13 protein-coding genes are annotated in these 14,552 nt (G+C 73.1%); 7 read left to right on the top strand and 6 right to left on the bottom strand.

What is annotated here, in order from left to right:
• The first annotated feature begins 552 nt into the window (after window positions 1-552).
• A complete protein-coding gene (locus ACIO92_RS19595; RefSeq protein WP_366445838.1) occupies window positions 553-981 on the top strand; it encodes a hypothetical protein in 429 nt (142 codons plus the stop codon).
• Window positions 978-1,253 (top strand): hypothetical protein, encoded by a 276-nt coding sequence (locus ACIO92_RS19590; protein WP_402596748.1) that lies wholly within the window; start codon window positions 978-980, stop codon window positions 1,251-1,253. Before ACIO92_RS19595 ends, ACIO92_RS19590 begins: the two co-directional genes overlap by 4 nt.
• A gap of 274 nt (window positions 1,254-1,527) precedes the next feature.
• Here ACIO92_RS19590 and ACIO92_RS19585 read toward each other — a convergent pair whose 3' ends face one another.
• The 4 genes from ACIO92_RS19585 to ACIO92_RS19570 all read right to left on the bottom strand — a co-directional run bounded on the left by ACIO92_RS19585 (window position 1,528) and on the right by ACIO92_RS19570 (window position 4,655).
• Window positions 1,528-2,274 (bottom strand): phosphotransferase family protein, encoded by a 747-nt coding sequence (locus ACIO92_RS19585; protein WP_402281867.1) that lies wholly within the window; start codon window positions 2,272-2,274, stop codon window positions 1,528-1,530.
• 238 nt (window positions 2,275-2,512) lie between these two features.
• Window positions 2,513-3,007 carry a pyridoxamine 5'-phosphate oxidase family protein gene (locus ACIO92_RS19580; RefSeq protein WP_402281868.1) on the bottom strand — a complete coding sequence of 165 codons (495 nt, stop codon included), beginning with the start codon at window positions 3,005-3,007 and terminating at the stop codon, window positions 2,513-2,515.
• Window positions 3,008-3,087: 80 nt separating this feature from the next.
• Window positions 3,088-4,113 (bottom strand): acyl-ACP desaturase, encoded by a 1,026-nt coding sequence (locus ACIO92_RS19575; RefSeq protein ID WP_402281870.1) that lies wholly within the window; start codon window positions 4,111-4,113, stop codon window positions 3,088-3,090.
• 152 nt (window positions 4,114-4,265) lie between these two features.
• Window positions 4,266-4,655: a hypothetical protein gene (locus ACIO92_RS19570; RefSeq protein ID WP_401237083.1), complete on the bottom strand. Its 390-nt coding sequence runs from the start codon at window positions 4,653-4,655 to the stop codon at window positions 4,266-4,268.
• 367 nt (window positions 4,656-5,022) lie between these two features.
• On the opposite strand from ACIO92_RS19570, the gene ACIO92_RS19565 reads away from it, so the two are divergent.
• The 4 genes from ACIO92_RS19565 (at window position 5,023) to ACIO92_RS19550 (ending at window position 8,814) form a co-directional block, all read left to right on the top strand.
• On the top strand, window positions 5,023-6,348 hold the full coding sequence (locus ACIO92_RS19565) for a globin domain-containing protein (protein ID WP_402281872.1): 1,326 nt from the start codon (window positions 5,023-5,025) through the stop codon (window positions 6,346-6,348).
• A 184-nt stretch (window positions 6,349-6,532) separates the two neighbouring features.
• Window positions 6,533-7,066 (top strand): hypothetical protein, encoded by a 534-nt coding sequence (locus ACIO92_RS19560; RefSeq protein ID WP_402281874.1) that lies wholly within the window; start codon window positions 6,533-6,535, stop codon window positions 7,064-7,066.
• A complete protein-coding gene (locus tag ACIO92_RS19555; RefSeq protein ID WP_402281876.1) occupies window positions 7,063-7,722 on the top strand; it encodes a vitamin K epoxide reductase family protein in 660 nt (219 codons plus the stop codon). The genes ACIO92_RS19560 and ACIO92_RS19555 overlap by 4 nt, the downstream gene beginning before the upstream one ends.
• A 363-nt stretch (window positions 7,723-8,085) precedes the next feature.
• A complete protein-coding gene (locus tag ACIO92_RS19550) occupies window positions 8,086-8,814 on the top strand; it encodes a response regulator (RefSeq protein WP_402057029.1) in 729 nt (242 codons plus the stop codon).
• A gap of 739 nt (window positions 8,815-9,553) precedes the next feature.
• Here ACIO92_RS19550 and ACIO92_RS19545 read toward each other — a convergent pair.
• Window positions 9,554-11,170: a GAF domain-containing protein gene (locus ACIO92_RS19545; protein ID WP_366445839.1), complete on the bottom strand. Its 1,617-nt coding sequence runs from the start codon at window positions 11,168-11,170 to the stop codon at window positions 9,554-9,556.
• Window positions 11,171-11,780: 610 nt separating this feature from the next.
• Here ACIO92_RS19545 and ACIO92_RS19540 point away from each other — a divergent pair.
• Window positions 11,781-12,965, top strand: coding sequence for a cytochrome P450 (locus ACIO92_RS19540; protein ID WP_366445830.1), 1,185 nt, complete (start codon window positions 11,781-11,783; stop codon window positions 12,963-12,965).
• Between the two features lie 156 nt (window positions 12,966-13,121).
• On the opposite strand, the gene ACIO92_RS19535 is transcribed toward ACIO92_RS19540, so the two are convergent.
• Window positions 13,122-14,498, bottom strand: coding sequence for a low temperature requirement protein A (locus tag ACIO92_RS19535; protein WP_401237088.1), 1,377 nt, complete (start codon window positions 14,496-14,498; stop codon window positions 13,122-13,124).
• Between the last annotated feature and the right edge of the window lie 54 nt (window positions 14,499-14,552).

The following is a 14,552-nucleotide window of genomic DNA, read 5'->3' as shown; positions in this document are numbered from 1 at the left end:
ATCGGCGCCCGGTACGAACTGACCAGCCAACGGGTCCACGAAGTCTCCTGACCCGCCTCCGGAACCAGTCACCACTACTGCCCCGCGAACACTCGGCCACCCGGCCCCCAGCCCTTCGACCACGCTGCCCGATCAGCTCATCAGGGACACCCGGCGAGGCGGGTGTCCCCTCCTCGGTTGCTCCCCCTGTTCCTTCTGTTCCTTGCCTTCGGGGTCATGAACAGGTCGTATCAGCGGCAACATACGCCGACCACACCGCTACCACCGCCGGCTCCCGCGCGTCTTCCACCTCTCCGCCCAGATCGCCGCCCGGGCTGCCCCACGTCCAAGGCCTTCTACGACCGCAAGCGAGCCGAGGGCAAGGGACACAAACAGGCGGTGCTCGCCCTCGCTCGCCGCCGACTCGAAGTCCTGGGGCCCTCATCCGCGACCGACGCCAAGGGACGGCCCAGCCACCACAACCGTGCCTGATCGGCGTCGCATAAACACCGGCCGCCCCGGTGAAAGCTAGGTTGATGACCAGTTGGCTGAGACTTTTGGGGAGGAACTGCTGTGACGGAGATCGAGGTCCCGGGACCTGAGCCCGACTGGCAACCGGCTACACAACTGCCTTACTACACCGGCAAGAACCCTGCCTACCAGTACAGCGTCTGGGAGCACTCCGCCCCGCTGTTCCAGATGATCGGAGTGCTGGCGTTGCCGGTGCGGCCCGTGGCCCAGCGGCTTCGGCTGCACGTGGAGCGATCGTGGGACGGGCTGGACGAACTCGATGTCGTCCTGTTCCAGCTGAGGGGTTTCAGCTTCGCGATCAGCAAGCACGACGGAAGTCCGGTCTGCGTCTCGTACGTCTGGCTCACCCAGCCGCACGAGCAAGCCGACAAGGCCCTGGACACCCTCTTGGAGGTAGTCGGGATCGGGGAGGACGCCGTCGCGTTCCGCGGAGACGCTCGCGACGCCCCAGTAGGCACCTTCGGCGCTTGACGGCCATGGGGGGATCAGCCAGGGCTTCTTCGGACGACAAGGCGGGTCCACTCCTCTGGCGTACGGCAGACCGGCCCGCGACCAGCACGACGATTTCCCGCATCCGGACAGCAGCCGTCGACGAGTTCGGCCCCCCTCGCAATCCGCCCCGCAACGGGCTCGGGTGGGCCGTCTTCGGCCACCCCGAACGGCACCTGGTCACGTACTGCCGCACCCGCGACGTCAGGTGCTTCCACGGTGGCTGCTACTCGCTCGACGACACTCTCCGGTGAATCAACCGCCGCAAGCAAGAGCGCCACGAAAACGCTCTGACCGAGCTGAGGGCGATCAGGGTGGTCCGTCCTGACGGTGCACCCGTCTACGGGATCCTGGACACTCCGGCCGCCCACAAGGGCGAGACGATCCGCCCCTGGGCGAAGAAGAGGAGCGTCGGGCTGTGCTCGACCCCGACCTGCACTTCCTGGGCCGACCGAGCGACAGCGGAGACCTGTGGACGGGACGACTCGCGAGCGCGGGTCATCGCAGCGGGGCAGGGGCCGCGCGGCCTCACATCTGGGATCTCAGCACGTCGACCTCACAGCCTGGTGAGAAGGGGTCGAAGCCGTGCTCGATCAGCCAGCGAACCGCCAGCAGGCTTCGCAGCGACCACCACGCGTGGATCACGTCAAGGTCGATGCCGGTGCCGTAGCCCGCGATGACGTCGTCGAGGTGCTCCTCGTGTCCGAGCGTGAAGGCGGCGAGGTCGTACAGGGCATCACCATGGCCCGCCTCGGACCAGTCGATGATGCCCGTCACCTCGTCACCGTCGACGAAGACGTGCGCGATCTGCAGGTCGCCGTGCGTGAACGCCGGAGTCCACGGCCGGAGCGCGGCTTCGGCGACCTGGCGGTTGCGGGTGACCAGGTCGGCCGGCAGGAAACCGTTCGTCACGAGCGACTCGCACTCGTCGTCGAGTTCCGCCGCCAGCGCGACGATGCTGCGGCCGGCCCGGCCCGGCCAGGACGGCGGCGGCGCGTCGTGCAGCTTCCGGATGGCGGCGCCCGCAGCGGCCCACGCTGCCGGTGATCCGGCCGACGGCTCACCGAGGCGCCCAAGCGTCGTCCCCGGAAGTGCGGTGATCGCGAGCACGGGCGGCTTGCGCCACAGGACCTCCGGGGTCGGGATCGGCGCCAGAGCCATCGCCTCGACCTCGACGTCGAGGCGCGCCTGATCGGCGTCCACCTTCAGGAACACGTTGCCGACGCGCAGGGTCGCGCGCTCGGAATGGGCGACGACGATCTTGACTTCATCCATTGCGGCCAGTATCCCGGGATGGCCGATGACATTCACCGGGTTATCGCGCGCCAGTCACAGCCCGGCCGGTGGCTCCTCCAGGTCGGATTCGATCCCGGGATCGTCCCACTTCGCCAGCCGCTCGATCAGCGTCGCACGCGTCCACCTGCCCTGCCGCGCAAGGTCCTTCATCGCCAACTGCGCGCGGTGCGCCTGAGAGATCCGGGTGGTGTGGAGAAGAGAAGCGATCTGGTCACGGTCAGAGGGCCTGACCGGGACCCCCCTCCCGTGGGTCGATCAGCCGGATGCCGGTCACCAGGTCGGGGTGGACGCGGACGACCTGGTCCATGTGCTGGTCCGACCAGGGTTCCAGCAGGGAGCGGTAGCGGGCCGCTTCGGTCGGGTCGGTCACCAGGTGGCAGTAGCCCGTGACCACCGTGCTCCAGCCCAGCCGGGTCGCGGGGTCGATGTGGTCGGCCTCGTAGGCGACGACGACACCCGGAGCGCCCGCCTCCCGGGCGCCGAGGGTCAGGGCGGAGCCCTCGTGCGTACGGATGACGATGTCGCCGCCCTCCAGCACGTGGTTGACCGGACGGATCGCCGGAAGCGCCTGCCGGGTGAACACGATCCTGCCCAGGGGCACACTGCCCAGCAGGCGCAGCGCCTCGTCGGCGGCGAGCTCGACCGTCCGGCGCGGCCCGACGGCGGATGCCTCGGTCGTCCGGTCGTCCGGGCGGGCCGGTGCGTCGTTCAACAGGTGTCCTCGGGGAGTGCGGTACGGGCGGAGGCTCCAGTGGACGGCGGGACCTGGCGCGGCGGAAGGGTCGTTCGGCCTCACGCGCCGGTACGGCCGGGGGCCCCGGCCGTACCGGAGGATCCGGCCCGCCCGGCGCGCCCCGCCGCCTCGCGTCGCGTCATGATCGTGGCCCGGCGTTCGTCGAAGCGAGCCGCCCGCGTGTTCAACGAGCCCAGGAATTCGCCCAGTTCCTGCTGCGCCCTGAGCCCTTCCGGACCGAGGCCGGACAGGCCCAGGACCTTGAGGTGGCGCAGGACCGGCTGGAGCACGTCGTCGTGGTGGACCCGCAGGTCGTAGACCCCGCCCAGAGCGATCTCCACGGCGGCCCGTTCGAAGCCCGGGAGGCCGTGGCCGGGCATCCGGAACCCGCTCACGACGTCGGCGACGGCACGCACGGCCCGGTCGGGGGCGATCTCCAGGGCCGCCGCGAGCAGATTGCGGTAGAAGACCATGTGCAGGTTCTCGTCGGCGGCGACCCGGGCGAGGAGGCGGTCGCAGACCGGATCGCCCGACCCGCGCCCGGTGTTGCGGTGCGAGACGCGGGTGGCGAGCTCCTGGAAGGCCACGTACGCCACCGTGTGCAGCGCCGAATGCCGGTTGTCGGAGGCGAATCCGGCGGACATGTGGGTCATCCGGGCTCGTTCGAGGGCCACCGGGTCCACCGCGCGGGACGCGAGCAGGTAGTCCCGCATCACCAGGGAGTGCCGGGCCTCCTCGGCGGTCCACCGGTGGACCCAGGTGCCCCAGGCCCCGTCCCGGCCGAACAGGGCGGCGATCTCGTGGTGGTAGCTCGGCAGGTTGTCCTCGGTGAGCAGGTTCACCACCATCGCCACCTTGCCCACCGGTGTGAGCGGCGACTGCTCCGGAGCCCAGGGCTCCCCGTCCAGGACGCCGTCGAAGTCCCGCCCCCGGTCCCAGGGAACGTACTCGTGGGGCATCCACTCCTTGAACACGCCGAGGTGGCGGTCGAGTTCCCGTTCCACCACCTCCTCCAGGTCCTGGAGGAGGCGCACGTCCGGCTTCGGGACGTCCTGGGCGGAACGGGACGGGGGGATCGTGGTCACGGGAGCATCCGGTCTGTCGCTGCGGAACTGAACCTACGATTCCGTAAGTTACGAGTCGGCGCGACGGTCCCGCTGGGGCCGTTCGGCCCCATGGAGGCGGGACGGCCGGGGCCGTTCGGCCCCGACCGGTGCTCCCCGCCCCGGCGGGCGGATCAGCGGCGCGAACGCGTCAGGGCGGTGACCAGGGAGCCCACGGCGAAGGCGGCCCCCAGGGTGCCCAGCGCGACCATGCCCACACCGATCACGAAGAGTCCGCTGGAGTCGTCGGACCAGTCGACGGCGGACGCGAGGGTCAGCCCGGCCGAAGTGCCGAACGCGGCGGCCACGACCTGCCGCCGGTGGGCTGCCCAGCAGACCGGTACGAGCAGCATCAGGACGAGCCCCGCGACCTGCCACGCCTCGTACGGTCCGGACACCGACCCGTCCGGGTGCACATCACGGTGCTGGTCCCAGCCCAGCCACGCGGCCCACGCCACGACCGCCACCACGGCCGTCGCGGCCGTCACGGCGAAGGGTGCGAACTTCTTCCGTCTCTCTTCCATGGCCCCAGCCTCGCCTCTCGTCCGGCCTCCGGCCAGGGTGTTCGTACCCATGTCCACCTGAGTACCGCACCGGGCGGCCTCGGCGGACGGACGCGGAGCCGGGGCCTTCCCGGACGCCAGGGCCGAACGGCCCCTCCGGGCGGGCTGCCCGGCACCGGCCGGACGGCGCCGTCACGGCGGTGCGACACTGACGTGCCATCAGGTCACGGCGCCCCGCCGTCACCGCCCCCGCCGTCCCGGCCGGACCCCTCCGGCCCGCTCCCGGCCGGGAACCCGCGCACGTCCCGGCCGGACCCGTCGGCCGGACGGCCGCCGCCGCGCCCGACGGGACAGGCGCGTCCTGACGAGATCGACAGAAACCACACCCATGCTCCGACAGTTGTCACCCCCGCCCGCGACACCGGGCGACGCGTACGACGAGTACCACGCCCTTCTCGCACGTCAGGACGCGATGCGGCTCCGGCGGCGACTGCTGGCCCCGGCCCGCCCGGCCGCACCGGAGCCGGACCGGGGACCGGCGGACGCCGGACCACGGCGGCCCGGACGCGCCCACGGCCATGACGGCGCCGCCGACCTGCGGACGATCCGTCACCATCTGCCGCTGGTGACACCCTTCAGCACCCTCATAGGCCACCTCTACGAGGCCATGTTCGACCAACACCCCTATCTCCGGGGCCTGTTCCCGGAATCGATGGACTTCCAGCGCGCCCATCTCGAACGGGCCTTCTGGTACCTCGTCGAACACCTGGACCGGCCGGACGAAGTGGCCGCCTTCTGTGCCCGCATGGGCCGCGACCACCGCAAACTCGGCGTCAGACCAGTGCACTTCGAGGTCTTCGAGGCGGCCCTCGCCCAGGGTCTGCGCCGCAGCGCGGGCGACCGGTGGACCGAGGGGCTCGAAGGGGCCTGGCTGCGGATGGTGCGGTTCGCCGTCGCGGCCATGGTGGACGGGGCGGACGAGGCCGTGGGGGAACCCGCGTACTGGAACGCGACGGTCACCGGGCACGAACCGCGCGGCCCCGGCGTCGCCGTGCTCCGGGTCCGCACCGCCGAGCCCTTCCCCCACCGGGCCGGGCAGTACACGAGGATCGAGTCCCCGCTGCTGCCGCACACCTGGCGGCCGTACTCCCTCGCCCGCGCGCCCCGGCCGGACGGAGAGCTGGAGTTCCACGTCCGCGAGACCGGTCCCGGCGGGGTCAGCGAGGCGCTGGTGGCGGGGACCCGTGTCGGCGACCCGCTGCGGCTGGGCCCCGCGCAGGGCACCATGACGCTCGACGCCGACCTGGCGCGGGATGTGCTGATCGTGGCGGGGGGCACCGGCTGGGCCACCGCCAAGGCCCTCCTGGAGGAGCTGGCCGGACGTCGGCCCGCCGGACTCTCCGTCCACGTCCTGCTCGGCGCCCGGACGGCGGCCGAGCTGTACGACACGGCCGCCCTCGCCGAACTGGAGCGTGCCTGCCCGTGGTCGAGGGTCGTCCCGGTGATCGGCGAGGGCCCCGGGGCGGGCGGGGACCGTTCGGTCGCGGAGGCGGTCACCCGGTACGGCGACTGGTCCGGCCACCTCGCCTATGTGAGCGGCCCGCCCGCCATGGTGACCGCCACCGTTCGCCGTCTGACCGCCATGAACCTGCCCGCCGACCACGTCCGCCACGACCCGGTCTCCGGCATGGCACCGTCCGGCCCGCGCGGATGACGGAGCGTCAACAGTGAGGGGGAGGCCGTCCAGAAGTCGGATGTCGGTCAAGTGGCCCGCACCCGAGGGCCGTTCGGCCCCTGCCTGCCCTCAGGCCCGTGCCTGTTCACTGGGCGGCGGCCTCGCGGGGCCCCTGAGACGGCAGTCGACGAGCGCCCGCACGGCCGGGCGGCGAGGAGGAACGATGATCACGGCGGTGGGGCACGAGAACCTCCCCCCGGACACCTTGGCCCCGGTGGAGCGGGAACCGCGCATCCGCGTGGAACGGTACGCGGGCCCCGCGCCCGGCCTCGTACGGGCGGGGGCGGGGCTGCCCGCCGCCTTCGGGCGCGCGGTCCGCGCGTCGGGACGACGGCTCGTCGTCGTCCTGCCCTCCCGCGGACTCCTCCCGGCGGCGGTACCGCCCGGTCGGCTCGCCCCGCTCCGGGAAGTGACCGAACTCGCCGACGAGGTGAGGCTGTCGGCCTACGACACCGCCGACCGGAACGCCCGGGTGCGCGCCGACGAGACGCTGGTCGCCCGCAGCGGGCGACTCCTGGCGGTCTGGGACGGTTCCCCCACCGACGGGCGCGACGCCACCGCGCACCTGGTCGCCCACGCGCGGGCACACGGTGTGCGGGTGGAGGTCGTGCGGCCGGTCGGCGCGGTACGCGGGACACCGGGGCCCGCCGCCCCTCACCCCGCCCGTCCCGCCGCGCCCACGGAGGGCACACGATGACCAGCGTCCTGCACTCCGAACCCGTACCCGTACCCGCTTCCGCCACCGACGACGAGCACCTTCCGTCCCTCCGGGGGACGGGGGCCACTCGCGCCTTCGCATGGCTCCTGGTGGTCACCGGCGCGCTCGGGCTGCTCGCCTCGTGGGTGATCACCCTCGACAAGTTCCTGCTGCTCATGGACCCCGGCTTCGTCCCCTCCTGCGACATCAGCCCGGTGATCTCCTGCGGCAGCGTCATGAGCAGCGAGCAGGCGTCGGTGTTCGGGTTCCCCAACCCGATGCTCGGCCTCGTCGCGTACGGGATCGTCGTCGTGATCGGTGCCGGTGTGCTCTCCGGCGCGCGGTACGGGCGCTGGTTCTGGCTCGGACTCCAACTCGGCACGCTCCTCGGAGCGGGCTTCTGCATGTGGCTGATGAGCCAGGCGCTCTACGAGATCGGGGCCCTGTGCCTGTGGTGCTGCCTGGCCTGGGCCGCGACGGTCGTCATGTTCTGGTACACGACGGTGCACAACCTGCGGCACGGGGTGCTGCGCGCCCCGAGACCGCTGGTCGCCGCCGTGATGGAGTTCCACTGGTTCGTGCCGGTCGTCTGGTGCGGCGGAGTCCTGATGCTGATCGGGACCCGCTTCCAGGACTACTGGACCACCCTGCTGTGAGGCGGTCGGCCCGGGAGCCCGCGCGTCGTCCGGTCCGGGGGACGGCCGGGCCGCGCCGGGGCGGACGTCCCGGGTCGCGCGCTTGGGTCGATCATGGGCCGTGCCCGGCCGGACAGGGCCGTTCGACCCTGGGGGACCGGGGCCGTTCGGCCCTGAGGCCCTGTTGCCATACTGACGCTCGTTCCGCGCACGGCCGCCCTGCCGGGGCCCGGCCCGACGGCCGTCGGCCCCACGGTGGCCGTCCTGCCCCTGCCCAGGAGTTCCGGTGAACCGTCACCTGCCCCGTACGACCTCCCGCGCGGCCCTCGCCGTGCGCCCGCCCGCCGCGCGCGGCTCCCTGACCCGGCCCGAGACGGCCGTCCCGTGCCGGGTACCCCTGGCGGGGACGACGTGCTGACCGCCGAGGCGCCCGCGCCGGTGCGGGTCTTCCTGCTGGACGACCACGAGGTGGTGCGCAGGGGAGTGCGTGACGTCCTGGAGGCGGAGCCGGACATCGTGGTCGTCGGCGAGGCGGCGACCGCCCGTGAGGCACTGGCCCGTGTGCCCGCCGCGCGGCCGGACGTGGCGGTGCTCGACGTACGGCTCGGCGGTGCGACCGGCGGTGACCACGAGGGCGTCGAGGTCTGCCGCGAACTGCGGGCCGAACTCCCCGGGCTCGCCTGTCTGATGCTGACGTCGTTCGACGACGACGAGGCCCTGTTCGACGCCATCATGGCCGGTGCGGCCGGATACGTCCTCAAGCAGATCGGCGGCTCGGACCTGGTCGCCGCGATCCGCACGGTCGCTACCGGCACCTCGCTCCTCGACCCCCGGATGACGAGCCGGGTGATGGCCCGGATCCGCGAGCCCAAGCCCGAACCGAAGTCCACCCGGCCCGCCGAACTCGACCGGCTCTCCCCGCGCGAGCTGGAGATCCTCGACCTGATCGGCCTCGGCCTGACGAACCGGCAGATAGCCGAACGGCTCTTCCTCGCCGAGAAGACGGTGAAGAACCGGGTGTCGTCGATCCTCGGCAAGCTGGGCGTGGGCCGACGCATCCAGGCGGCGATGATCGCCGAACGCCTCCGGGAGCCACCGGGCGGTCGTCCCTGACGCGGAAGACGTCGGGCGGCCACGTCTGATGCGGACGGGCCGATCCGAGGGTGGTCTGATCGGCCGGAGCCGGAGCCGGAGCCGGAGCCGGAGCCGGAGCCAGGGCCAGGGCCAGGGCCAGGGCCAGGGCCAGGGCCAGGGCCAGGGCCAGGGCCAGGGCCAGGGCCAGGGCCAGGGCCAGGGCCAGGGCCAGACCTGGACCAGACCTGGACGGCGGAGCCGGACGTCGGGTCCGGACCTGGACATCGGACGGCTGACGGCTGACGTCAGGCGGCTGACGCGGACGACCCGGACGGTCCGCTCGACAGGCCCGCACGATTGCGGCCCGTCGGCCCGTCGGCCCCTCCATCTGGTGTGGTCCGCGAGGGGGCGGCCCGTCTGGCGTGGCCCTTCCACCTGGTCAGCCTGGTCCGGCCCGCACCGATCGGACCACCAGACGTGGTCCGTCCGACCGTTCCGTCCGACCGGTCCGCCCCGAGGGTCCGCCCGCTCGACGTGGCGCGCCCGACCAGGGACGTGCCGTCCGGCCCGCTGGACCGGGCGCCCGGTCGGCGTGCCCGACGTGGACCGCTCGACGGGAGCGCCTGTCCCGACCCGGTCGGCCTGACCGGCCGGTGCACCGGGCCCGGCGCCCCGGCCCGTACGACCACCCACCCGGCCCGTACGGCCGCCCGCTCCGGCACGGCGGCCGGAACCGCCCCGGCGCCTCGCTTCCCCGCCCCGGGCGGGCATCGCGGTGTCACTCCGTGGGCAGCGGCGCGCTCCAGGTGATCCGCGTACCGCGCTCCCCTGCGGTGTCGAGGCGGACGCTGCCCCGGCACTGCTCCGCGCGCGAGCCCATGTTGAGGAGTCCGCCGGTCGGCCGGGCGGACCCCAGGCCGACCCCGTCGTCCGTGACGGTGAGGACGAGCCGGTCGGCGGTGTCCGGGACGGAGAGCGCGACCTCCGCGCGGCTCGCCCCCGCGTGCCGCGCGGTGTTGCTCAGCGCTTCCCCCGCCACGGCCAGCACATGCTCGGCGAGCGCTTCGGGAACGGTGCTGTCCACCGGCCCCGTGATGCGCAGCGCGGGCGTGAACCCCAGGTGCTGGGCGGCCAGTTGGACCGTCTCCGCCATGCGTCGGCGCAGTGCGGGACCGGCCCGGTCGTCGTCCGCCGTGCGCAGTTGCAGGATCGTGGAGCGGATGATCTGGATGGTGGCGTCGAGATCGTCCACCGCCCGGGTGACCCGCTCGGCGGCCGGGGCGTCGGTGATGGTCCGGGTCGCGCTCTGGAGGGTCATGCCGGTGGCGAAGAGCCGTTGGATGGCGACGTCGTGGAGGTCCCGCGCGATGCGGTCGCGGTCGTGCAGAACGGTCAGTTCCTCCGACTCGGCGCGCCGCCGGGCGAGTTCGAGCGCGATCGCCGCCTGATCGGCGAAACCGCTGAGCAGTTCGGTCTCGGTCGCGTCGAAGCCCTGTCTGCCCGCCGTACGGCTCAGCCGCAGCGCCCCGCACACGGAGTCGTCGACGGGGAGCGGTACGGCCACCACCGGCCCGTGCCCCGACCCGGCGGCCCCGTCGAGGGGCAGCGCCCGGGGGTCGGTCCGTACGTCCGTGGTCACGACCGGCACCCGGGTCCTGGCGGCGAGACCGGCCAGCGAACCGGTGGCCGGGAGGACGGCTCCGCGCACGGCGTCGGCGGTGTCCCCGTACGCCACGTGGACGGTCAGGTCACCGGCGGCGCCGGAGGGCAGCAGCACGGCGGCGAGGTCGGCGTCGGCGACCTCCATGGCGCGCCGGGCGATCAGCCGCAGGACGTCGTCGGGTCCGGTGCCCCCGAGCAGGGCGCGGGTGATCTCGCCCAGTGCTTCGAGACGGCGCTCCCGGCGGCGGCTGTCCCGGTAGAGCCTGGCGTTGTCGATGGCCACCCCGGCGGCGGCCGACAGGGTCGTCAGGACGGCCTCGTCGTCCGCGTCGAAGGCGCCGCCGCCGCGCTTCTCGGTCAGGTAGATGTTGCCGAAGACCTCGTCGCGCACACGGATGGGGGCGCCCAGGAAGGTCCGCATCGGCGGGTGGTGGGCCGGGAAGCCGAAGCTGCTCGGATGCCGCGTCAGATCGTCGAGGCGCAGCGGCGCCGGATGGTGGATCAGTTCGCCGAGGATGCCGTGGCCGCAGGGCGCGGGGCCGATGAGGGCCGCCAGCTCCTCCGCCATGCCGACGGGCAGGAACCGGGAGAGCCGCTCGTCGTCACCGATCACGCCGAGCGCCCCGTACTCGGCGTCGGTCAGGCCGACGGCCGCCTCCACGATGCTCCGCAGCACCTGGGGGAGTTCCAGGTCGCGGCCGAGGTCCATGACGGCGGCGAGCAGTTCGCGCATCCGCTCGGGGACGTCGATCCCCGGCCACGCGGGGGCCGGGTGCGGGGGTGTGGGGGACATCTCCGCAGCCTACGGGGCCCCGGGCCGACGCGACCGGCCGGGGCCGAACGGCCCTTCCGTCGCACCGTGGTCGGGTACCGGTCGGCCCTGCCGGGCCGTGCCCGGGGCGCACGAACATGGCCCGGCGGCCGGGAAGCGCCGAGGAATCCCCCGTATCTGGTGAGCAGCGGGTCGGGGCCGAACGCCTTCGGCCGGTTCACCTGCCCTTCGGCGGGCAGGTGCTCGGCGCCCTTCCGTCGCGCTGATCCCCTCACACCCGGGTGTCCCACGAGCAGGCGGGGCCGGTTTGCGCTCGGCAGCATCGTCAGGCCGGATCCGTGTGCCGGATCCGGCCAGCCGGGCCGAGCCATCTGCCGCGTGCTCAGTCGCACGAAGGCGGAAGACCGTACACCGACCCCGGTCGTCGGCGAGGTGGCGAAGCCAAGGCTTACGCCGGTCCGGGTGAACGGCTGGTTGTGGGTGTTCCCGTCGGGGCGAGCTGCCGGTACACCTGGAAGGCGCTGTTCTGGTGCGCTGAATCCGGTTTGTGCGACTCTTGTTGGATGGGCTGATGACCGAGCAGGGAACTCCGCTTACGTCCGTTTTCTACCGCCGTGACGGGCTCGATCCAGGACCGGAGCTCCGTGACGCGCAGCGCGAGGAACCGGTCCGCCGCGTCCAGGACTTCTGGCTCTACACGACGGGCGAGTACTGGCTCGTCACACGGTACGCCGACGTACGCCGTGTGCTGGCGGACTCCGAGACGTTCGCCATGCACGACCCGGCCCGCTCCCAGATCCTGCCGCCGGAGCTGCTCAACGCGGACGCGCCCGAGCACACCCGTCTGCGCCACGTCCTGGCCCCCGAGTTCACCGTGAAGCGGGTACGCGGGCTGGAACCGATGATCACGGCTGCCGTGGACGGGCTGCTCGACGTCATGGAGTCCACCGGAGCCCCGGCGGATCTGATGAGCGCCTTCGCCCTGCCCCTGCCGGCGATGGTGATGTGCGACCTGCTGGGCGTGCCGGTGGAGGACCGGGAGGACTTCCAGCGCCGGGCCCGGATCTCGCTGGATCTCAGTCTGCCCATGGAGCAGCGGCTCGCGGCGAACCGGCAGTCGCACGACTACATGGCCGTGCTGGTCGAAGGGAAGCGGCGGGAGCCGGACGAGCGGCTGATCGGCAGGCTCATCCGGGAGCACGACGACGCCGTCTCGGACGACGAACTGGTCGGCGTCGCGGACATCCTGCTGCTCGCCGGTCACGAGACCGTCTCCAACATGCTCGGCCTGGCCACCCTGGCCCTGCTGACCCGTCCCGAACAGGCGGCACGGCTGCGCGACGCCGCCCCGGACGATCCGGTGATCGGCACGGCGGTCGAGGAACTCCTGCGCCACCTGGCCGTCTCCAGCACCGCGCTGGCCCGGACCGCACGGCGGGACACCGAAATCGCAGGCGTCGCCGTCAAGGCCGGTGACCAGGTCGTCTGCCAGCTGCCCGTCGCCAATCGCGACCCGGCGCTCGGCGTCGGCATGGACCACCTCGACATCGGACGCGAACCCGTCTCCCACCTGACGTTCGGGCACGGCGCCCACCGCTGCCTGGGCGCGTCACTGGCCCAGGCCGAGCTGCGCGTCGCGCTCCCCGCGCTCCTGCGCCGCTTCCCCCGCCTCGCCCTCACCGGCTCTCCCGAGGACCTCCCCTACCGGCACAACCACGAGGTCTACGGCCTGTACTCCCTGCCCGTGACCTGGTGACCCACCCGCCGGGCCGGGTCCCGTAGCGGCCCGGCCATGGGGCCGCCCGGCTGCTCCGGCGGAGCCGTGCCCGGTGCGGCCGGAAGCGGACGGAGGGCCGGGCCTCCGCCGCCCGCCCCGAGGCGCACCCCGTGGTGGGTGGCGGGTTCCCCTCCGCTACGGCCCTTCCGGGTTCTCTCGCCGTTCCGTCGGCCGCCCGTCGGCGCCGGTGCCGTCCCGGCGCCGGGTGCGGCGCTCGTAGAACCAGGGCCAGCGGGCCACCAGGACCAGGGACCAGACCAGGGTCGTGGGTGACCAGTCGGCGGCGGACGCGGCGAGCAGCAGCGGGACCACGGCCATGGGGAGTCCGGCCGCGAGGGCCCAGCGGGTGCCCCGGCCCGACACCACCCCGGCGAGCAGACCCACCGCGAGGAACACCGCGATCCCGCCGCACAGCAGCCAGCGCATCCCGTACGGCAGCCGTCCCTCCGCGTGTTCCACGGCGCCGCCGAGCGAGGCGGCCACGGCGGCGAGCGCACCGGTCGAGACGCAGTGCAACGGCAGCGCGAAACGCGGGGCCAGCACCCCGAAGCCCAGCAGCGGCACCCCGCACGAGCGGCGCACCGCGAGCGCCCACAGCGACAGGAGCAGGGCGAAGGAACCCACGGCCATCGTGCACAGTCCGCTGTCCCACTCCACCTCGGAGGCCGCCTCCACGCCCAGCGCGATGCCCTCGCCCAGCACGATCAGCGTGAACAGGCCCAGCCGCTCGTCCAGATGGCCCGGATCGAAACGAGCGGCCACCGGCCTCGGCCGTGACGCCCGGTCATGCCCCCGCTCCCGGCTCTCGTCCCCGTCCCCGGCCCGGTTTTCACCCTCGCCCCGGCCCGTACTCCTGCCCCCGTCCCGCTTCCGGGTCCGGCCGTCGTTCCGGGTCCGGGTCCGGCCGTCGTTCCGGGTCCGGCTCCCCTCGTGTTCCTCCCAGTCCTTCTGGGCCCGTGCGAGAACCCGGCTCCGCGACCGCGCGAACGTCAGGGCCAGGTCGACGGCGAGTCCGGCGGCCCACAGCCAGTAGCGGGCCGGAGCCTCGGCCCACACCGACACGAACCACGGGGTGACGCCCGCCGTCACCTGGGCCGCGGGCCAGTCCGCCACGACCTCGCCGCGCCTCTGCCACGCCCGTGAGGCGAGCACCCGGACGATCACATAGGCGAGGGCGAAGGCGGTGGCGTGGTCCGTGCGGACCCCCGGGACGGCGGCGGCCATCACCGCGAGCCCGAACATGCCGATCAGGACGGTCCGGGTGCGCACCTTCTCGGCGGCGACGTTCCCGTAGGTCGTGAAACACATCCACGCCGTCCAGAACGCCAGGTACAGCAGGCAGTAGAGCCCGAGGTCCGCCCGGCCGGGGCTGCCGTGCAGCAGATGGGCCAACTGGGCGACACCAGCGACCGCGATCAGATCGAAGAAGAGTTCCAGCCAGGAGGCATGTCGCTCGGACAGGGCGGTGGAGTCCGGATGCCGCTCGGACGGGGCGGAAGGCGCGGAGGTCATACCCGCGCATATCGGCGGAACGCCCGCCGATCTTCAATGAGCGACTCTCGACGT

The organism is Streptomyces sp. NPDC087215, assembly GCF_044744885.1.
GTDB lineage: Bacteria > Actinomycetota > Actinomycetes > Streptomycetales > Streptomycetaceae > Streptomyces.
This window is presented reverse-complemented; position numbering and strand designations above follow the sequence as displayed.